This is a genomic window from Bilophila sp. T19-St14 (assembly GCF_059728385.1).
The window spans coordinates 815,138-835,033 of record NZ_BAAGFT010000002.1 but is presented as its reverse complement, the minus strand read 5'-3'; the positions used below and the strand labels follow the sequence as shown (position 1 = coordinate 835,033).

Genomic DNA, 19,896 nt, shown 5'->3' with positions numbered 1-19,896 from the left:
CGGCCTTACAGCCGTCCCTTTTGACATGTGCGATGGCGGAACGCGGCTTCTGACGGAGCGCACATATAGATAGGGAGAAGGTTGGGGGCGTACACAATGATGCAGGCAACGGCCCGCGCTTCTTCCCGTCATGGCTGTACTGAAGGAAAGGCGGGCTGGAAAGAACGCATGGCCAGCGGAGGGAAAGGACGCGCGAGGACGCCATTGGGAAGGCCCCTCGCTTCCGGCCCGGCAGAAGCAGGCTATCCGCCCCAACCTCCAGCCTCCCCCGGAACAGCCGGGCTCCGGCATGTCCCCAGGCTTCTGGATGGCGTCGGCTTCAGAATATTTCCCCAAAAACCGCGTGTTATTTGGGCTGTGCCATCGGAAACGGCTGACGCTTTTTTAAAAGGCTGTGGCATAAAAACGGTTAATGCTTTTTTCCTTGAAACTCCAAAGGGATAACCGGAAAAATGCCTTGGCTATGGATTCCGCCAAGGGAAAGCTGAAGAAAAAGGCTGTATTTTCATCGCGCTGTGGAGATGGAACAACCGCATGCCATAACGGAGCCTTTTGAGATTCCAAAGAAATAACCAATAAAACGCCCCCAACCATGGAGCCCACCAGCGGAAAAATCGGAGAAAAAATATCTATTTTTCAGCATATTGCGAGACAAAATAGCCATATGCCATGACAGGGCCTTTATGTTCAAGGAGCAGCCAAAAGGCCCTGACAGTAGGATATGACTGTTTCACCTCCGCAGCATGGTGAAAAACAGCCTTTTTCTCCAGTTCTTCCGTCGGCGTGCCTCATGGCTGGGGCCTGTTGCCGTTTATCCCTTTGGAACTTCAAAAAAGCGTCAGCCGTTTCTACGGCACAGCCAACCAAAACCATTCAAGGGGTACGCCCGCCTTCCGCAACGTACCGCGCAATCACGGCAAGGAAGGCGTCGCCGTATTGCGCCAGCTTCCTTTCCCCAACCCCGGCGATGCCGAGCATGGCCTCGCGGCTGTCCGGCTTTCCCGCCGCCATTTCCCGCAGGGCACGGTCATGGAACACCACATACGGCGGCACCTGCGCGGCTTCCGCCAGCCTGCGGCGTTCCGCGCGCAGGAGCTGGAACAGCGTATCGTCCACATCCACACCCTGCGCCGTCCCGTCACGTTCCGCCCGGTTTCGGCGGGCGCGCGTTTCCACGATCCGCAGGGCACGGAATGGGGCGCCCCGCAGCGTCCCCCACCCAGCTTCGGTAACACGCAGATATGGATATTCTTCACCTTCCACGGCAACCAGCCCCTGACGGATCAGGGCGTCGATCAAGTATTTCCAGAAACGGCGCGTCCGATCCTTACCCACGCCATAGGTGGGCAGATGCTGAAAGCCGGTTTCCCGGATGCGGCGGTTATCCGCCCCCATCAGGATGTCCATGATGAGCACCCGCCCGAAGCGGCACCCGCTTCTCACCATTGCGGAGAGCGCCTTCTGCGCCTCGATGGTGTAATCTTCCTCCTGTATCTCCCCGGTGCATACGTCGCACCCTCCACAATTGGGCTCCGCGAAATCTTCCCCGAAATACGCCAGCAGCGCCTTGCGGCGGCACTGGTTGCGTTCCGCATACTCCAGCATGGCGTAGGCGTGTTTTTCCGCAATGCCCCTCTGCCCTTCATCCTCGGTCTGACGCGCGAAATAGAGCAGCTGCGCCATATCCGCCGCACTGTAAAGCAACAGGCAGTGCGCGGGATCGCCGTCACGCCCGGCCCGGCCCGTTTCCTGATAATAGCCTTCCACGTTTTTCGGCAGGTCGAGATGTACCACAAAACGCACGTCGGGCTTGTCGATGCCCATGCCGAAGGCCACCGTCGCCACCACAACGGGGCACTCGTCCCGCCGAAAGGCCTCCTGTACGCGCATACGCTCCGCATCGGGCAAACCGGCATGATAAGCCTCGGCCTTCACGCCTTTTTTCTGGAGGAATGCGGCGGTTTCTTCAACTTTCCGGCGTGTGGCCCGGTAGACGATGCCCGATTCCCCTGCGTGCCCGCCAAGGAATGAAAGCAGCTGGGCATGGGGCTCCTCTTTGGGCAGGACATGATAGAAAAGGTTCGGGCGGTCGAACGAAGCCCGGATCAGCCGGGGCTCCCGCAGGCCGAGCCGGGAAAGGATGTCGCGCTCCACCTCAGGCGTGGCCGTGGCCGTGAACGCCGCCACCGGGCACTGGGGGAAGCGTTCGACAAGCCCGGAAAGCGCCAGATAATCCGGGCGGAAATCGTGCCCCCACTGGGAAATGCAGTGCGCCTCGTCAATGGCGAAGAAAGAGACGGGCCATGAGGCCAGCGCGTCCCAGAAGCCGGGCGCGCTCAGGCGTTCGGGCGAAATGTACAGCAAGTCCAGCCCGCCGGAGGCCAGCGCCTCCCGCACGGCCCTGTGCCCTTCGGGGGACAGCGAGCTGTTGAGCGCCGCGGCCCGCAACCCATTGGCGCAGGCGGCATCCACCTGATCCTTCATCAGCGAGATCAGCGGGCTGATCACCACGCATACGCCATCCATCAAATATGACGGCAACTGAAAGCACAGGCTTTTCCCCCCGCCCGTGGGCATGATGGAAAGCGAGTCATGCCCGCCGAGAATCCCCTTTACAATCTCAAGCTGATGCGGACGGAAGGCCGTATAGCCAAATATCCGGGCCAGCGCCCCATACAGTTCGGCATCGCCCCATCCCCCTGCCCCGCCATGTCCCATCATGCCTCTCCTTGCCGCCATTTGGAAAACAGCCCGTCCATCAACCTTCCGCACCAAAATGCAAGCCCATGCCGCGCGCCCTTCCCGCCCTCCACGGCCAGGCCCGGCATACGCTTCCCGCCTGCATCCCTCCCCACGGCAGGGCTGAGCGCCTTTGGAGGAGCGGAGAAGAAAGCCTCCGGCCCTCCCCTTTGCCGCTAGCCCCTACGCCCGTTCCCGCAACATCTGGCCGACGCTCAGGAACACGGAGGACGCCGCGTCCCGGACCTCCGGCGCGGCATTGGCTACGGCATAGCCGCTGAAATGGCGGATCATGGGGAGGTCATTCATATCGTCGCCGATGACGAGCACTTCCTTGGCTTCGCCCCAGCGCCGCAGCTCAAGCAGGCGTGCCATGCCCGCGGCCTTGCTCACGTCCGGGGCGGTGATGTCGATGCAGATATTGCTGAAATGCACGCCCGCATTCCCCCCGCAATCTTCCGCAAGGGCTTCAGACCACGCCGCCGATTCGCCGGGCTCGGCGTAGGCAAGGCTGATCTGATGCAGTCCGGGCATACGCAGGGCCTCCGAGGGGGAAAGCCGGGGGAGCACATGATCTTTAAGGATCCAATAGTCCGTCTTATCCGCGTGGGTAAAAATGGACGTCCCCGCGAAGAACGCGCACTGCGAACTTGCCCGCATACCTGGGTGCTCCATGATTTCGGCGCGCACCGGCTCAGGCAGGGCCGCGCAATACACATCCTGCGCCTGTTCGTCACAGATCATCGCGCCGTTATTGCAGATCAAAAAATCGTAGGGGATGTTGAACCGCTTCACGTCGCGCAGGAGCGTGTTCCGGCCCCGGCCCGTCACGATCCCGAAAGCGTTCCCCAAACGCCTCCAGCCCGCTATGGCCTCAAGATCGGCTTCGCTCACCACACCGTCGCGGAACAGGGTTCCGTCAAAATCGCAGGCCGCTATCTTCATGCGCTTCCTCCTCCCCAACCTCTATAGCCGAACCCAGTCCCGCGCAACCCCGGAAACCGGGACGAGTACAGGGGCTCCGCCCCTGGAACCCCGGCAGAGGCGCTGCCTCTGCACTCCGCAAGGGGCGAGCCGCCCCTTGACCCGGCAGCGCGTTTGCTTCGGCGGCAAGCCGCCAAAGCAAACGCTTAGCGGGGTAATGGAGGCTACGGGGACATCTCTACTTTATACGGCCCAAAGGAACTTTTTCAAAAGGCTGTATCATGGGAAGTGGTTAATGCTTTTTTCCTTGAAACTCCAAAGGAATAAACCGACAAAATATCTTAGCTATGGATTCCGCCAACGGAAAACTGGATAAAAAGGAGGTATTTTCAGCGTGCTGTGGAGATAAAACAACCACATGCTATGCAAGGCCTTTCAAAAACATGCCGGAACGAACTTACGCACAGCCTCCCCATCAGTCAAACGTCTTGGGAAGATGAAGGGATTGTGGAAATATACTGATTACACCTAACGACAAGGGCACATACAAAAGGCGCTGCCGTAGTATACGGTTGTTCCATCTCCACAGGGCGGTGAAAATACAGCCTTTTTATCCAGTTTTTTTCATTAACGGAATCCATACTAAGATATTTTGTCGGTTTATTCCTTTGAAGTTTCAAGGAATAAAGCATCAGCCGTTTTATAGCACAGCCATACAAAAATCCGGATGCCGCTCCGGGCGAGCCGCGCCATTCCCCAATTTCCTCCAAAAAATGCCGCCCATTCCCCGCTTGAGATGGGGGATTCGATAAGACCAAAAGTCTTGGGAAGAGGAGGGATTGTGGAAATATACTGACACACCTAACGACAAGGCCACATACAAAAGGTTCTGTCACAGTATGTAGTTGTTTCATCTCCACAGCGCGGTGAAAATGCAGCCTTTTTATCCAATTTTTCCATTAACGGAATCCATAGCTAAGATATTTTGTCGGTTTATTCCTTTGAAGTTTCAAGGAATAAAACATCAGCCGTTTCCTATGGCACAGCCATACAAAAATCCGGCTACCGCTCCGGGCGATCTGCGCCATTCCCCAATTCCCCTCAAAAATACCGCCCATTCCCCCGCCTGAGATGAGGGATTCGATAAAGTCAAAAGTCTTGGGAAGAGGAGGGGTGGGTTTGGGAGGGGAGGAGGAAGCCTTTCTTCAGAAAGGTTCCTCCTCCCCTCCCAATCTCTTCTCTCCCAATCCTCTATCCAACCTCCCTCCTCCCCGCTGTTGACTTTTGCGGCAGACCCCATATCCTCCGGTAACCTTCTGCCGATGCCCCGTGCCGGCGGACATCTTCGCTCCTTTTCGGGTACGCCATGCAACTGCGCATCAAACTTTACGATTTGATCCTAGCCTTCTCCAATGCGCTGGATCAGGTGCATCCGGCGCTGACCGGGCACCACATGCGGGTGGGGTTCCTGCTCGACAGGCTGTCCGAACGCCTCGGCCTTTCCGCCGGGGAGCGCGAACGGCTTTTCCTTGCCGGGATCATGCACGATGTGGGGGTCATTCCCCTGAAAACCAGCGCGGAAGACCTCATCTTCGAGCGCGAGCGATACCTCCATCCCCAAGCGGGCTGCCTGTTCCTGCAAAGCTGCCCCACACTGGCGGAAGAAGCCGAGCGGGTGCGCTTCCACCATATGTATTGGGAAAAGGCATGCGACAGGGGGAGCGCCGCCCGTGAGGGCAGCCTCATCAATATCGCGGATCGCGTGGATGTGGATCTGCGCGCCAAAAAGGATTTCAGGGAGGCCGTGGAGAATGCGGAACGCAAGGTGCGCCAGCGCCGCCCCGGTGTCTACTCGCCCGATCACGCCGAGGCCATGCTGGACATCCTGCACGATGAGGAAACGCTCAGGGGCCTCGCCGGGGCGCACAGGCACCTTCCCGGCCCCTTCCGGCGGCGCTACGGCGACAGGCTCCTTGAGCCTCAGGAAATCATTCAGTTCAGTACCCTTTTCGGGCACGTCATCGATTCGTGCAGCCCCTTTACCGCCACCCATTCCACGGGCGTGGCCCATACCGCCGCAGCGCTCGGACGGCTGGCGGGCATCGGGCGGGACGACCTCGACACGCTGTTCGTCGCGGGCATGCTCCACGACATCGGGAAACTCGGAATCCCGCTGTCGCTGCTCGAAAAGCCCGGCAAGCTGACCGACGAGGAATTCCCCAAGATGAAACGCCACGTCGACCTCAGCCGCCTGTGGCTGGACGCCGTGCCCGGCTTCGGGCTTGTGAGCGCCTGGGGCGGGGGCCACCACGAACGGATGGACGGCAGGGGTTACCCGCTGGGCCTGAAGGACAGGGAACTCCCCATCCCCGCGCGGATCATGGCTATTGCGGACGTGTTCACGGCGCTTACCGAGGACAGGCCCTACCGTGCGGGCATGACGCCGCCCGAAGCCCTGCGCATTATGCAGGACATGGTGAAGCAGGGGCATCTTGACGGCGATCTGGTCGGGATGCTGTGCGGCCACGCCGACGAGCTCAATACCGTCCGGGCCTCCACGCAGGCGGAGGCGAGGCAAGGCTTCCGGGCCCTGCACGCCGCCTGTGCCGAGCCCGACGCGCTCTTGCTGGATTAGGCAGTTGATATTAGTCGGTTGGGCGCGGGCGGATCTGCCGGTGACGGGTTCGCCTTGCGGGAAGGGCGTGGATGATGCCCGGATGCGGGCGGCGAGCTTCCTGCGGGTGCGCGTCCTGCCGCGACGGAGGCATTCCGGGCGGTCGGCGGGCGTCCCGTGGGCGGGGTTTCCGGCCCTGTTCCCGGCCCCATCGCCGGACGGCAGCCCCAAACGGCGGCTTCGGGCGGCGGCTTTTGAAGGCGGGCCTTCCAAAGCCCGTTCCGGGGGCAGCCCTGCCGCTAACGGCCCAAAGACACTCAAACAAACGAGCAGGACTATGCCGCTGCCTCAAATCCGCATCGTCAGCATTTCCCCTTACCCGGAAATGGAAAGGATCGTGCAGGACGTCATCGCGGCCCATCCCCAGCGCGGGCGCATCGACAACCGCATCATCACCGCAACCGTGGACAGGCTCGACCTCTCGGAGCTGCGCGACTGCGACGCCGTCATCGCCCGCGGCTATTCCGCCCGGCGGCTGAAGGCGCAGGGGCTGGGCGTCCCCATCATCGACATCGCCATTTCCGGCTACGACGTCATCCGCTCCATTCAGGAGTGCCAGCGCCGTTTCCAGCCGCGCCGCATCGGTTTCGTCGGCTTTTACAACGCGTTCAACGGGATCGAACAGTTTTCCGGCATGTTCGGCTGCGACATCCGCGTCTACATCCCGGAATGCGCGGCGGAGATCCGGCACGCGCTGGAGCTGGCCAAGCAGGACGGCTGCGACGTCATCGTCGGCGGCTATTCCGTACAGCAGGACGCGGGGCTTCTGGGCCTTCCCGCCATCCTGCTGCGCACGGGCCGGGAAACCTATGCGCAGTCGCTGGAGGAAGCCATCCGGGCGGTCACCCTTGTCCAGCACGAGCGCATCCAGACCGAGGCCTATAAAATCATCACGGAGTCGGTGAAGGACGGCCTTCTCTACGTGGACGCCTCCGGGATCATCCGGCGGGACAACCCCGCCGCCTGCCTCATGCGCGACGCCCCGCTCAAGGACGTGCCCCTCGAAACGGCCTTCCCCTGCATGATGGACAGCTTCACCCGGTCGATGCGCGACTGTACGGAAATACAGGGCGAAATCCGCAAGGTGCGCGGCGTGTCCATCACCTTCGACTGTACGCCGGTAGCCATCAACGGGGTCGCGGCGGGCGTCGTCATCAGCTTCCAGAACGTGGACAAAGTCCAGCAGCTCGAAGGGCATATCCGCAAGAAACTGAGCAACAGGGGGCTGACCGCCAAGCACCAGCTTTCGGACATCGTGCATTGCAGCCGGCTCATCGACGAGACCATAGAGGATGCCTGCCGCTACGCCGCGGCCTCGTCCAACATCCTGATCGTGGGCGAGACGGGGACGGGCAAGGAGCTGTTCGCGCAGGGCATCCACAACGCCAGCCAGCGCCGCAACGGGCCCTTCGTAGCCATCAACTGCGCGGCCCTGCCCGAAAACCTGCTTGAAAGCGAACTCTTCGGCTATGTGGAAGGCGCATTCACCGGGACGACGCGCGGCGGCAAGATGGGGCTTTTTGAAGTGGCCCACAACGGGACGCTGTTCCTCGACGAAATATCCGAAATCCCGCTGAACATGCAGAGCAAGCTCCTGCGCGTGCTCCAAGAGCACGAAGTCCGGCGCATCGGCGACGACCGGGTGATCGCCGTGGACGTGCGCATCATCTCGGCGACCAACGTCAACCTCCACAAGCTCGTCGCCGCCAGACGCTTCCGGCAGGATCTGCTCTACCGCCTCGACGTGTTGAAAATCACGATCCCGCCCCTGCGCCGCAGGGGGGAGGACGTCATTGAGCTGTTCCACTTTTTCCTCAAGAAATTCTGCTGGAAGAACCGCGAAGCCCTGCCGAAGGTCGAACCGGACTCCCTCCGCCTGCTCCGGGAATACCCGTTCGCGGGCAACGCGCGGGAACTGCGCAACGTCGTGGAGCGGGCCGCCGTCCTGCGCCGCAACCGGGCCGTCCTGACCTCGGCGGATCTCAACAGGGCCCTGTACCCGGAGGACATCGAGGAAGTGCCGCCGCCCCTGCTTCCGGCGGCGCCCGCCCCCTTCCCCCCGGAGGCCGCATACGGCACCATGCCGGACAGCGAAAAGGACAGGCTGTTCGAGGCCCTGCGCGCATGCGGCGGCAACCGAACCCAAGCGGCCCGGAGGCTCGGCATAGACCGCACCACGCTGTGGCGCAAGCTCCAGAAATATATCGAGAAGTAGGCTAGACATCCAAATGGGTGCCTTCCGGGGCACTCGGCAACAACAGCCCCTTCCCCCCGGAGGCCGCATACGGCACCGTGCCGGACGGCGAAAAGGGCAGGCTGTTCGCGGCCCTGCGCGCATGCGGCGGGAACCGAACCCAAGCGGCCCGGAGGCTCGGCATAGACCGCACCACGCTGTGGCGCAATCTACAAAAATATATCGAGAAGTAGGCTAGACATCCAAATGGGTGTCTTCCGGGGCACACGGCAACACCCGCCCCCTTCCCCCCGGAGGCCGCATACGGCACCATGCCGGACGGCGAAAAGGGCAGGCTGTTCGCGGCCCTGCGCGCATGCGGCGGAAACCGAACCCAAGCGGCACGGAGGCTCGGCATAGACCGCACCACGCTGTGGCGCAAGCTACAAAAATATATCGAGAAGTAGGCTAGACATCCAAGCGGGGGCCCTCTGGGGCACACGGCAACAACAGCCCCCCTTCCCCCGGAGGCCGTATACGGCACCATGCCGGACGGCGAAAAGGGCAGGCTGTTCGCGGCCCTGCGCGCATGCGGCGGAAACCGAACCCAAGCGGCACGGAGGCTCGGCATAGACCGCACCACGCTGTGGCGCAAGCTACAAAAATATATCGAGAAGTAGGCTAGACATCCAAGCGGGGGCCCTCTGGGGCACACGGCAACAACAGCCCCCCTTCCCCCGGAGGCCGTATACGGCACCATGCCGGACGGCGAAAAGGGCAGGCTGTTCGAGGCCCTGCGCGCATGCGGCGGCAACCGAACCCAAGCGGCACGGAAGCTCGGCATAGACCGTACCACGTTGTGGCGCAAGCTCCAGAAATATATTGAGAAGTAGGCTAGACATCCAAATGGGTGCCTTCCGGGGCACTCGGCAACAACCGCCCCCTTTCCCTCAGAGGCCGCGTACGGCATCATGCCGGACAGCGAAAAGGGCAGGCTGTTCGCGGCCCTGCGCGCATGCGGCGGGAACCGAACCCGTGCCGCCCGCGACCTGAGCATGGATCGAACCACACTGTGGCGCAACATCCAGAAATATATACAGAAATAACCTTTACATTCAACAGGTTGCCCTTTTGGGCGCAAGGCCGCCGCTGCAACGGATTGCTGCATATATGTTGCAACGATCCGTTGCATCCGTATTCCGCTGCAACAGCCCGCCGCCCCCATCCCCGCCGTCCTGCGGGCGTGCGACATTCCCGTCCCTACCACTTTGTTTGAACAATCAAACGTCCCCCAGGGGGCCGCCGATGTTTGCCAAATCCATCCGGCGGCCCCGGAAGGCGCACGCCCGGCGCACCGCAGGAACAGCTCTGGCACCGAACTTGCTAAATAACGCCCGGAGAGAATACCTGTTCTATTATTGCGGAGGAGATAGAAATGTCGAGCGCTTATGTATTGATAGCCTTTGCCGTCTGTATCTTGCTGATGATACTCTTCATCTCAAAATGGAAGATCCACCCCGTCACCAGCATTCTGGTCGCAACCATCATTCTTGCCATCTCCATAGGAACCCCGTGGGACAAGATTGAAGGCATCATCAACAAGGGCATGTCGGACACGCTGAAGAGCATCGCCATCGTCATCGTGCTCGGATGCATCCTCGGCAAAGTCCTTGAAGAGACGGGAGCCGCCGTCAGCATCACCAAGGCGACCGTCAAGCTCTTCGGTGAAAAGCGCGTGCTCTGGGCCATCCTGCTGGCTTCGGGCATCCTCGGCATCCCGATCTGGGCCGACACCGTGGTCATCCTGCTCATCCCCATCGTGTCCAACCTTGCCCTCCAGACCAACAAGTCCATGATGTCCTACGGCACGGCCTTATACATGGGCGCGCTCGTCACCGCCTCGCTGGTGCCGCCGACCCCCGGCCCCGTGGCCGCCGCCGCGCTGCTCCACCTGCCGCTCAGCGATGCGATCATGTGGGGCGTCATCATTTCGATCCCCTCCATCTTCGCCGCCGGGCTGTACTGCCTCACCCTCAAGGAGCCCGTGGCCCCGCAGGACGAATACATCAAGTCCGCCGAAGCCTCGAAGGATAAGCCCCTGCCCTCGGTGGGCACCTCCCTCGCCCCCATCGTCCTGCCGCTGGTGCTCATCTTCCTGAACACGGGCATCAACGCCATGTTCCCGGATACCGCCGTTGCGAAGGTCTTCAAGTTCATCGGTTCGCCGCTCGCCGCGCTCCTTGCGGGCTGCCTGTTCTCGTTGGTGCTCACCGGCGCCGAATGGCGCTCCAAGAAGGTCATGAACGACTGGGTGGAATCCGCCCTGCGCTCCTCCGCCATGCCCATCATGGTCACCGCCATGGGCGGCGCGCTCGCCGCGTTCATCAAGAATGCGGGCGTCGCCAACGCCGTGGCCGAAACCGTGGTGCAGTTCAGCATCCCCGGCATCATCATCCCGATCCTCATCGCCGCGCTCATCCACGTCATCACCGGCTCCAACGCCCTCGGCGTCATGACCGCCGCGGCCCTCGTCGAGCCCATGCTCGGCGCGCTCGGCATCTCGCCGCTCGCCGCCTTCCTCGCCTGCGGCACGGGCGCGCTCATGTTCAAGCACGCCAACTCCTCCGGCTTCTGGGTGACCGTCACCATGTCCAACATGGACATCCGGCAGGGCATCCGGGCGGTCGGCGGCGGATCCACGGTAGCCGGCTTCACCGGCGCGGCCCTCACGGTCATCCTGCACTTCGCCGGCATCATCTAAACCAATGGGCGGGCCCGGCTACCTCCCCCCGGCGGCCGATTTCCCCCAATGCGCCATGCAAGGCCGCATGGCATGGGAAAGGCGGGAACGCATCAAAACCGTCCCCGCCTCTTTCCGTCATAAAGGAACGGACATGGAAACTTTCGTCACCAAGGCCGCCCGCCTCAACGGGCCCCGCGACATCGAGCTTATCGAGCGCGAACTTGTCTGCGGCGAGGACGACATCATCGTCAAGAACCACCTCATGGGCATCTGCGGTTCCGACAAGAACTTCTACCGCGGCTACCTGCCCCCGAAAACCGCCGAATTCCGGCAGGACCCAAAATTCCCCTTCCTGCTCGGGCACGAGAGCGGCGGCACGGTCGTCGCCGTGGGCAGCCGCGTAGCCGACTACAAGGTCGGGGACAAGGTTATGGCCTTCGGCTGGAACAACAACTTCGCCGAATATTTCGCCGCCAAGTCCTTCCAGCTTCAGCCCGTGCCCTATGATCTCGACATGGACATCGCCTCTCTGGGCGAGCCCATCTCCTGCGCCATGTATTCCGGCCTGAACAGCGGGGTGCAGCTTGGGGACACCGTGGTGGTCATGGGCGGCGGCTTCGCCGGGCAGATCATCGCCCAGTGCGCCAAGCGCAAGGGCGCGCACCGCGTCGTCGTGGTGGACGTGCTTGAGGGCAAGCTGGCCCTCGCCCGCAGCCTCGGCGCGGACATCACCCTCAACCCCGGACAGGACGACGTCATCGAGGCCGTCAAGGATCTGACCAACGGCCTCGGCGCGGACGTGGTGGTCGAAGCCGCCGGGACAGCCGAATCCTTCAACACCGCCAGCGAGATCATCAAGCACAACGGCAAGTTCGTGTTCTACAGCTGGGTCACCACCCCGGTGACGCTGAACATCAGCCGCTGGCACGACGACGGGCTGGAATTCATCAACACCTGCCTCGTCCACCATACGTGGCAACAGCGCTATGTCTGGTGCCCGGAAGCCCTGCGCCCGGTGGCCCAAGGGCTCGTCGAGGTCAGGCCCCTCATCACCGACGAATTCAGGCTGGACGACATCAAGGCCGGGTTCGACCTCGCGGACAAGGACGATGCCGCCATCAAGATCGTATTCAGGCCGTAACCGGACGAACCGGACGCAACCGAGCCATAGCAGGGCCGCCGATCCCGCCTCCCCGGAAGGGGATCGCGCGGCCTTGCCGGAAGGCCCCCGGCGTACCCGCCTGCGGGCGCGCCGTGCAAGGAAGACCAAGGAAAAGACAATGATTACCTGCCCTGACTGCGAAACAGGCCGGAACCTGCTTGCCGGAGCCTGCCGCTCCGTCTTCCAGCGCGGCCTGACCGGCGGTTCCGCCGGAAACATGAGCCTGCGGGTCGAGGGGGGCATCCTCGCCACGCCCACGGGCATCCCCTTCGGCGAGCTGACGCCCGAAAGCCTTTCCCTGCTGGACGAAACGGGCGCCCTCGTCAGCGGCCCCAAGGCCACCAAGGAAGCGCCGTTCCACCTCGCGTGGTACAAGGCCAACCCCGATCACCTCGCGGTGGTGCACCTGCATTCGCCGTGGGCCGTAGCCGTCTCCTGCCTGTCGGATCTCGACCCCGACAGCCCCCTGCCGCCGCTGACGCCCTACCAGCTCATGAAGCTGGGGCATCTTGCGGTCGCGCCGTATGCGAAACCCGGATCGGCGGAACTGTGCGCGGGCGTCGCCCGCCTCGCCCCCGGACGCACGGCCCTGCTGATGGCCAACCACGGCTCCATCACCGGCGGCGTGAGCCTGACCAAGGCGCTGGACGCGGCTGAGGAGCTGGAAGCCACCTGCCGCCTCTACCTGACGCTGCGGGGCCTGCCCGTGCGCTGCCTGACCCCGGAACAGGCCGCCGAACTTCTTCCCCCCAAAGGAGCCTGATCCCATGACTGCCGTTCTTGGTTGCATCGCCGACGATTTCACCGGCGGCACCGACCTTGCCGAAACCCTGAGCCGCAACGGGATGCGCACCATCCAGCTTCTGGGGGTGCCGGATCCTGCGCTGGCCTCGGAAGCCGCCGCACAGGCCGACGCGCTGGTCGTGGCCCTGAAGATCCGCACCGTCCCCGTCGAAGAGGCCGTCAGCCAGGCCCTCGCCGCGCTCGAAGCCCTGCGCGCCGCGGGCTGCCGCCAGTTCTTCTGGAAATACTGCTCCACCTTCGACTCCACCCCTAGGGGCAACATCGGCCCGGTGGCGGAGGCCCTGCTCCAGGCCCTCGGCGGCGACCGCGCGGTCGTCTGCCCCTCCTTCCCCGAAAACAGGCGGACGGTCTATCAGGGCTACCTTTTCGTGGGCGACAGGCTGCTGCATGAAACCTCCATGCGCAGCCATCCGCTGACGCCCATGACCGACGCGAACCTTATCCGGCTCATGGACGCCCAGTCTTCACGCAAAAGCGGGCTGATCCCGCTGGAAACCGTCCGGGAAGGCGTCGAAGCCGTCAAAGCCCGGATGGACGGGCTTGCGGCGCAAGGCACGCCGTGGCTCGTCTGCGACGCGCTTTCCGACGCGGATCTGCGGGCCATCGGCGCGGCCTGCGCCGGGCACGCGCTGGTCACGGGCGGCAGCGGCGTGGCCCGCGGGCTCGGCGTCAACTTCGGCATCGGCGCGGACGGCCCCGTGCCCCCGGCCCCCGTCAATGCGCCGGGCCTCGCGCTCGTGCTCGCCGGGAGCTGTTCGCAGGCGACGCAGGCGCAGGTGGCGCGGTTCACGCGGCAGCGCCCCGGCTTTGCCCTCGATCCGCTGGCCCTTGCCGAGGATCACGGCGGGTACGTCGCCGAGGCCGTCGCCTTCGCCCGCAGGCATTGCCCGGACGGGCCGTGCATCGTCTACTCCACGGCCTCCCCGGACAGGGTCGCCGCGACGCAGGCCCGTTTCGGCAGGGAAGCCGCCGGAGCCATGATCGAGCGGGCGCTTGCCGACATCGCCGCCGCGCTGGTGGAAACCGGCGTCAGGCGCATCCTCGTGGCGGGGGGCGAAACCTCCGGCGCGGTCGTGTCCCGCCTTGGCGTGCGGGCGCTGCGCATCGGCGAAACCATCGCGCCCGGCGTGCCGTGGACGGAAACGCTGCACGACCCGGCCCAACCCGACGCCCCGCACCTTGCCCTTGCCCTCAAGTCGGGCAATTTCGGCGGCGAAGACTTTTTCATGCAGGCGCTCGGCCTTCTCGCAAACGCCGACTGACCGCGGCTGGCCGGACTGGCCGCGGTTGACCGCGAAAGTCCCCCCTCCGCCCGGAGCGCGCCGCGCTCCCGCCGGGGCCTGCTTTTCATCCGCAACCACAGGGAGTCAATCATGTTCTACGAATCGCTGTTCAATCCTTCCGTACACCGTCCGGTCAAGGCCTGCCTCACGGGCGCCGGCGAATTCGGAGCGTCCTTCCTCTTCCAGGCGCAGGGGATGCCCCTGCTCGAAGTCCCCGCCGTGTGCACGCGCACCGTTCAGCGTGCGGTGGACGCCTATGAAAACGCGGGCATCCCCGCCTCCAAAGTCCGCGTGTGCGAATCCGCCGAAGATGCGAAAAAGGCCTATGCCGACGGCTTCAACGTCGTCGTGGATCGGTTTGACTACATCGCGGATCTCCCCCTCGACGTGCTGGTGGAAAGCTCCGGCGCGCCCGAAGCCAGCGCCGCCGCCGCCGAGCTCGCCATTGAGCGCGGCATGCACGTCGTCATGGTCTCCAAGGAAACCGACTCCGTCGTCGGCTCCATCCTGGCGCGCAAGGCGGCGGAACGCGGCCTCGTCTACACCACCGGCGACGGCGACCAGCCCAGCCTGCTCATCGGGCTCATCAGCTGGGGCCGCGTCCTCGGCATGAACATCGTGGGCGCAGGCAAGTCCAGCGAATACGACTTCATCTATGATCCCGCGCGCGACATGGTGCTGTGCCCCGGCCAGAAGCAGGAAATCGCCACTCCCGGCATGGGCTCGCTGTGGCAGTTCGGCGACCGCCCGGCGGAAGAGGTCGTCGGCAAGCGCCGCGCCATGCTCACCTCTCTCTCGCACCGTTCCGTGCCTGACCTCTGCGAAATGGCGGTGGTCGCCAACGCCACGGGCATGATGCCGGATCGCCCGCTCTTCCACGCGCCGGTGGCCCGCATCGACGAAATGCCCGATCTCTTCTGCCCCAAGGCCGACGGCGGCCTGTTCGACGCGCCGGGGCGCCTCGACATCTTCAACTGCTTCCGCCGCCCCGACGAGGCGAGCATGGCGGGCGGCGTCTTCATCGTCGTGGAATGCAAAGACAAAAAATCGTGGCAGGTGCTCAAGGCCAAGGGGCACCCGTGCAGCCGCAACGACCGCTATGCCGCGCTGTACCATCCCGCCCACCTGCTCGGCGTGGAAACCGGCACCAGCGTCCTCGCGGCGGCCCTCATGAAGCACGCCACCGGCGGCGACAACCTGCGCCCGCTGTGCGACCTGTGCGGGCGCGCCGTGCGCGACCTGCCCAAGGGAACCGTCCTTGACATGGGCGGCCACCACCACACCATCGACGGCGTGGAAGGCGTCCTCAACCCCGCCGCCGCCATCGGCACGGATGCGGCCCTGCCCTTCTACCTGCTCAGCCACCGGACGCTGTGCAGGGATGTCCCCGCCGGAAAGCTGATCACCCTCGGCGACCTCGACATGCCCGAAGAATCCACCCTGCTCCGCCTGCGCCGCGAACAGGACAAGGCGTTCGGCCTCGTGAAATAACCGGCGGATACCCGCCTTCAGGGGAGGCGGCAAAGGTGCCGCCCCCTTCCCCAAAGACAGACGGGATCGCCCGACAACAATCTGACGACAGACGCTCTCCTCTGCCTTTTCTCAAAAACAGATGGGATCGCCCCTTGCCGGGGTGATCCCGTTTGTCTTTCAGGGACCTGCCGCCTAACGGCTGATGGCCTCCGCCTTGGAAAACCCAATATATAGAGAGATGGACGGCCTGCCTTGCCCAGCGCATCCGCCGGAAAGCGGCACTGGCCCCTGCCCCCGTAACGTCCGCTTCATCCGCCCACCGGCGGGGGGATGAGGGCAGCCAAGCCATCCACGGGCTTGCGGGGCCATCCCCGTCCCCCCCGGCGGATTCGGTAATATTGGGGAAAGGCGGAACCCTGAATCCCCACGTCCTCCCTCGCCTAAAAGCCCCGCGTGTTCCGGCACGGAATCATGCGTGCCGGACAAGGCGCAGGGGCACCCCTTCCGTACTCCGGGCCGCGAGAAAGGCCTTGAACGCCTCCAGACGTTCCTCCGTATAGGGTTCGGCGCCGCAGGGGTACGCCCGTCCGAGCTGGCGGTACTTGCCCTCCCCATAACGGTGGTAGGGCAGCAGTTCCACGCCCACGATGTCGGCCCCTCGTGCCGCTTCCTCCCGCAGCATGGCGAAAGCCGCCTCCAGCCCGGCGGGATCGTCGTTCAGGCCGGGGATCAGCGGCATTCGGATCAGAACCTTTTTGCCCATGCGGAACAGCCCGCGCAGGTTGTCCAGAATCCGCCGGTTGCCCGCGCCCGTAAGCCGCCTGTGCGCCTCGTCGTCCATATGCTTGATGTCGTAGAGGAACAAATCCACATGCGGGGCCAGCTCCCGGAATGTTTCCCAGTCAGCCATCCCGCAGGTTTCGAGGGCCGTGTGCACGCCGTTGTCGCGGCAGGCCATGAGCACCTCGCGGGCGAACGCCGCCTGCATGGTCGCCTCCCCGCCGCTCAGCGTCACCCCGCCCCCGGACTGCCAATAAAACGGGGCATCCCGCATGACGGCATCCACAACCTCCTCCACGCTCATGGATCTGCCGCTCACCCGCAGCGCCCCGTTCGGGCATTCGGCCGCGCACGCCCCGCACCCCCGGCAGGAAGCGGCCCTCTCCACAAGATGGGCCGTGCCGGACGGTCCGGCCCTCAGGCTGTGGAGCCCTTCAGGGCACGCCGGGACGCACGCCCCGCACGCCGAACAGCGTTCGGGCTCGAACAGGATTTCCGGGCGCGGGGACTGGCTCTCAGGATTGGAACACCACCCGCAGCGCAGGGGGCACCCCTTGAGGAACACCAGCGTGCGCGTCCCCGGCCCGTCGTGGATGGAATACCTCTGCATATTGAAGACAATCCCGCGCATACCGCCCCCGGCATAAAGATTTTGCGCCCCGGAATCCCGCCGTCAGGCCATCCGGGGCGCGGTCCGCTACAGGTTCCGCAACATGGTGCGGCTGATGATCTCGTCCTGCACGTCCTTGCACAGCTCCACGAAAAACGCGCTGTACCCGGCGACGCGGATCATGAGATCCTTGTACTGCGCGGGATCGGCTTGTGCGGCGCGCAAGGTGTCGTCGTCCACATAGCTGAACTGCATCTGCCCGTTCCCAAGCAGGCTCGCCGTGCGGAGCAGGTTGATGAGCCCCTGCTCGCCTTCGGGCGTATCGAGCAACCCCTTCATGATCTTGAAGTTGTGTACCTGCCCGATTTCCATGGCCTCGACGTTCACCTTGCTGACGGACTTGATGACGGCGGTGGGCCCGCACACGTCGCGCTGCTGTCCGGGGCTGATGCCGTCGGAAAGCGGCGCGCCCGCGAGCCTCCCGCACGGCAGCGCCCCGATGAGCATCCCCTGCGGCGTGTTGTTCGAGATGGACAGCGTGCCGTGGCTGAAACGGCTGTACAGCGTCCGGCGACGCTTGTGCTCGTCTTGCGTGAAATCCACGATGTCCTTGGCGAAAAAGTCCGCTTCATCGTCGTCGTTGCCGTATTTCGGCGCGTCGAGGCAACGTTTGAGGAGTTTTTCATGCCCTGCGAAGTTGTCGCGGAGCGCCTGCGCCAGTTCTTCCAGCGTGCAGGCCTTGTCCTCATAGACGAGCTTTTTGACCGCCGCCATCGAATCCGCGTAGTCGGCCAGCCCCGTCCAGATAAGCCCCGGCCCAGCATTCACCACCGCGCCGCCGTCCATGACGTTCTTCCCGCTTTCCATGCAGCCCTCGACCAGCGCGGACACCAGCGGCTTCGGCGCGTAATCGCGGTGGATGCACTGGCTGATCAGCGTGGCTTGCAGGGCCAGTTCCGTAATATGCGCAACCTGCCGCTTGACCGCCGCCTCGAACTTTTCAAACGTGTCGTACTGCTCCAGCCCGCCGAGTTGCAGCCCCTGCACCGTGCCATCGTAGAGCAGCACCCCATTGTTGAGCACAAATTCAATGGCGACGGGCCAGTTGGTATATCCCACCGATGTCCACTGGTAGATGCGCCCGGACTTCTGCGGCTCCACGCAACCCATCAGGCAGTAGTCGCGGGCGTCGTCATAGGAAAAGCCCTTGGAGAGCATTTGTTTGATGTGCATGTCGTCGAAGTGGCAGGCCGGAAAGCCGATGCCGGATTTGACGACCTCGACGATCTTCTTGAGGTATTTCTGGGGCGAGGCGTTGTGGATGCGCGTCGCCAGCGCGGGCTGGTACAGGCCGAGATTCTTGGAGGCATCCATGATCATGTAGGTCAGCTCGTTGCAGGCGTCGCCGCCGTGCCGCTTCTGCCCGCCGACCACCAGGTTGATGAACGGCTGGTAGCCCGCGAAATACATCGCGGATTCCTTGCTGCACAGCCACATGACCTCGGCCATCTTGATGAGCCAGCAGCACAGCAGCTCGGACGCCTCGGCCTCGGTGATCACGCCGTTGTCGATGTCGTGCCGATAGAACGGGTACAGGTACTGGTCGGCGCGCCCAAGGGAAATGCCGGTCTGGTTTTCCTCCAGCGTGAACAGCGATTCCGCGAACCACACGGATTGCAGCGCTTCCTGAAACGAAGAGGGCGGATTGGCGGGCACGTTGCGGCAGACGCAGGCGATGCGTTCCAGTTCGGCCCGGCGGCGGGGATCGGCCTCGGCCGCCGCGAGTTCGAGGGCGTAGTCCGCATAGCGCTCGGCATAGCGGATCGCGCCTTCACAAGTGAGGAGCATGGCTTCATAGAAATGGATTTTCCCGATGTCCTCAGGGATGCCGGGCGAGCAGGCCGCGAGGCGTTCGCGGGCTTCAGCCATGACGCCGCCGAACCCCTTGGTCAGCAGGATGATGTCATAGCCGGGGCAGGTATCGCCCCCTCCGCTCTGGCTCTTGATGGACACGTCGCAGACAAAGCTCTCGCTGGACCAGCTCCACAGCCCGGCCTCGCGGAACCGCGTTTCGGAAATCTCGTCCACGGAGCGGCCTTCCCAGTACGGGAATACGGTTTCCCGCAACGCCCGCTTGGTGTCCTCGTCGATTTCATACGGGTCCTGCGCCCGCGTGGACAGCGTGTCCAGTTCGTCCCGCACCCAGCGCCACGCGATGTCCGGCGAGACTTCCCCACCCCGGCGGCGGCCCGCCGGATGGCTGACGATGAGTTCTTCCGGGAAGATGGCGAGCGGCGCAGTTTCGCAGGCGCGCTTGAAGGCCAGCGCCCGCAGCTTGATGGGCGGCATCCCCGGATGGCGCTTGTAGGTTTCGGTGAACGCCAGCGCGCGGGAAGCGGAAATGTTGGGCTTCGAGGCCAGATAGTCGGCGCGCAGCCGGGCCACGCGCCCGGACAGCCCGGAAGCGCCGGAGGGGGTTGTTGGGGTACAGCAGGACATGAGGGGGCTCCTTTGCAAAAAGGTTTCGCCGG

General features: G+C 63.7%; 17 protein-coding genes. 12 read left to right on the top strand and 5 right to left on the bottom strand.

The window, feature by feature from the left end; genetic code table 11:
• Positions 1 to 384 precede the first annotated feature (384 nt).
• From AC6I1V_RS17980 to AC6I1V_RS17970, 3 genes are all read right to left on the bottom strand, one after another.
• A complete protein-coding gene (locus tag AC6I1V_RS17980; RefSeq protein ID WP_337431303.1) occupies positions 385 to 594 on the bottom strand; it encodes a hypothetical protein in 210 nt (69 codons plus the stop codon).
• 279 nt (positions 595 to 873) lie between these two features.
• Entirely contained in the window at positions 874 to 2,721 is a 1,848-nt protein-coding gene (recQ, locus tag AC6I1V_RS17975; protein WP_486854432.1) for a DNA helicase RecQ, read from the bottom strand.
• A 201-nt stretch (positions 2,722 to 2,922) separates the two neighbouring features.
• Positions 2,923 to 3,684 carry an HAD family hydrolase gene (locus AC6I1V_RS17970; protein ID WP_302552244.1) on the bottom strand — a complete coding sequence of 254 codons (762 nt, stop codon included), beginning with the start codon at positions 3,682 to 3,684 and terminating at the stop codon, positions 2,923 to 2,925.
• Positions 3,685 to 5,029: 1,345 nt separating this feature from the next.
• Between AC6I1V_RS17970 and AC6I1V_RS17965 the strand changes: the two genes are divergently transcribed.
• The 12 genes from AC6I1V_RS17965 to AC6I1V_RS17910 all read left to right on the top strand — a co-directional run bounded on the left by AC6I1V_RS17965 (position 5,030) and on the right by AC6I1V_RS17910 (position 15,993).
• Complete coding sequence (locus AC6I1V_RS17965) at positions 5,030 to 6,298, top strand: HD domain-containing phosphohydrolase (protein ID WP_302551860.1); 1,269 nt, start codon at positions 5,030 to 5,032, stop codon at positions 6,296 to 6,298.
• 4 nt (positions 6,299 to 6,302) lie between these two features.
• Positions 6,303 to 8,552, top strand: a complete 2,250-nt coding sequence (locus AC6I1V_RS17960; protein WP_497737301.1) for a sigma 54-interacting transcriptional regulator — start codon at positions 6,303 to 6,305, stop codon at positions 8,550 to 8,552.
• 17 nt (positions 8,553 to 8,569) lie between these two features.
• A complete protein-coding gene (locus tag AC6I1V_RS17955) occupies positions 8,570 to 8,764 on the top strand; it encodes a helix-turn-helix domain-containing protein (protein WP_497737300.1) in 195 nt (64 codons plus the stop codon).
• Between the two features lie 78 nt (positions 8,765 to 8,842).
• Entirely contained in the window at positions 8,843 to 8,977 is a 135-nt protein-coding gene (locus AC6I1V_RS17950; protein WP_497737299.1) for a helix-turn-helix domain-containing protein, read from the top strand.
• A 78-nt stretch (positions 8,978 to 9,055) separates the two neighbouring features.
• Entirely contained in the window at positions 9,056 to 9,190 is a 135-nt protein-coding gene (locus AC6I1V_RS17945) for a helix-turn-helix domain-containing protein (protein ID WP_497737299.1), read from the top strand.
• A 78-nt stretch (positions 9,191 to 9,268) separates the two neighbouring features.
• Complete coding sequence (locus AC6I1V_RS17940; protein ID WP_497737298.1) at positions 9,269 to 9,403, top strand: helix-turn-helix domain-containing protein; 135 nt, start codon at positions 9,269 to 9,271, stop codon at positions 9,401 to 9,403.
• A gap of 78 nt (positions 9,404 to 9,481) precedes the next feature.
• Positions 9,482 to 9,616, top strand: a complete 135-nt coding sequence (locus AC6I1V_RS17935; RefSeq protein ID WP_486854642.1) for a helix-turn-helix domain-containing protein — start codon at positions 9,482 to 9,484, stop codon at positions 9,614 to 9,616.
• 329 nt (positions 9,617 to 9,945) lie between these two features.
• Complete coding sequence (locus tag AC6I1V_RS17930) at positions 9,946 to 11,271, top strand: GntP family permease (RefSeq protein ID WP_308770695.1); 1,326 nt, start codon at positions 9,946 to 9,948, stop codon at positions 11,269 to 11,271.
• Between the two features lie 133 nt (positions 11,272 to 11,404).
• A complete protein-coding gene (locus AC6I1V_RS17925) occupies positions 11,405 to 12,394 on the top strand; it encodes a zinc-dependent alcohol dehydrogenase (protein WP_486854643.1) in 990 nt (329 codons plus the stop codon).
• A complete protein-coding gene (locus tag AC6I1V_RS17920; RefSeq protein WP_486854644.1) occupies positions 12,363 to 13,178 on the top strand; it encodes a class II aldolase/adducin family protein in 816 nt (271 codons plus the stop codon). Before AC6I1V_RS17925 ends, AC6I1V_RS17920 begins: the two co-directional genes overlap by 32 nt.
• Positions 13,179 to 13,182: 4 nt before the next feature.
• Positions 13,183 to 14,481 carry a 3-oxo-tetronate kinase gene (otnK, locus tag AC6I1V_RS17915; RefSeq protein WP_486854645.1) on the top strand — a complete coding sequence of 433 codons (1,299 nt, stop codon included), beginning with the start codon at positions 13,183 to 13,185 and terminating at the stop codon, positions 14,479 to 14,481.
• A 111-nt stretch (positions 14,482 to 14,592) separates the two neighbouring features.
• Positions 14,593 to 15,993 carry an NAD(P)H-dependent oxidoreductase gene (locus AC6I1V_RS17910; RefSeq protein WP_497737297.1) on the top strand — a complete coding sequence of 467 codons (1,401 nt, stop codon included), beginning with the start codon at positions 14,593 to 14,595 and terminating at the stop codon, positions 15,991 to 15,993.
• Positions 15,994 to 16,444: 451 nt separating this feature from the next.
• Here the strand turns inward: AC6I1V_RS17910 and AC6I1V_RS17905 are convergent, their stop codons facing one another.
• On the bottom strand, positions 16,445 to 17,386 hold the full coding sequence (locus tag AC6I1V_RS17905) for a glycyl-radical enzyme activating protein (RefSeq protein ID WP_486854647.1): 942 nt from the start codon (positions 17,384 to 17,386) through the stop codon (positions 16,445 to 16,447).
• 66 nt (positions 17,387 to 17,452) lie between these two features.
• Complete coding sequence (gene cutC / locus AC6I1V_RS17900; RefSeq protein WP_486854648.1) at positions 17,453 to 19,864, bottom strand: choline trimethylamine-lyase; 2,412 nt, start codon at positions 19,862 to 19,864, stop codon at positions 17,453 to 17,455.
• Positions 19,865 to 19,896: the final 32 nt, after the last annotated feature.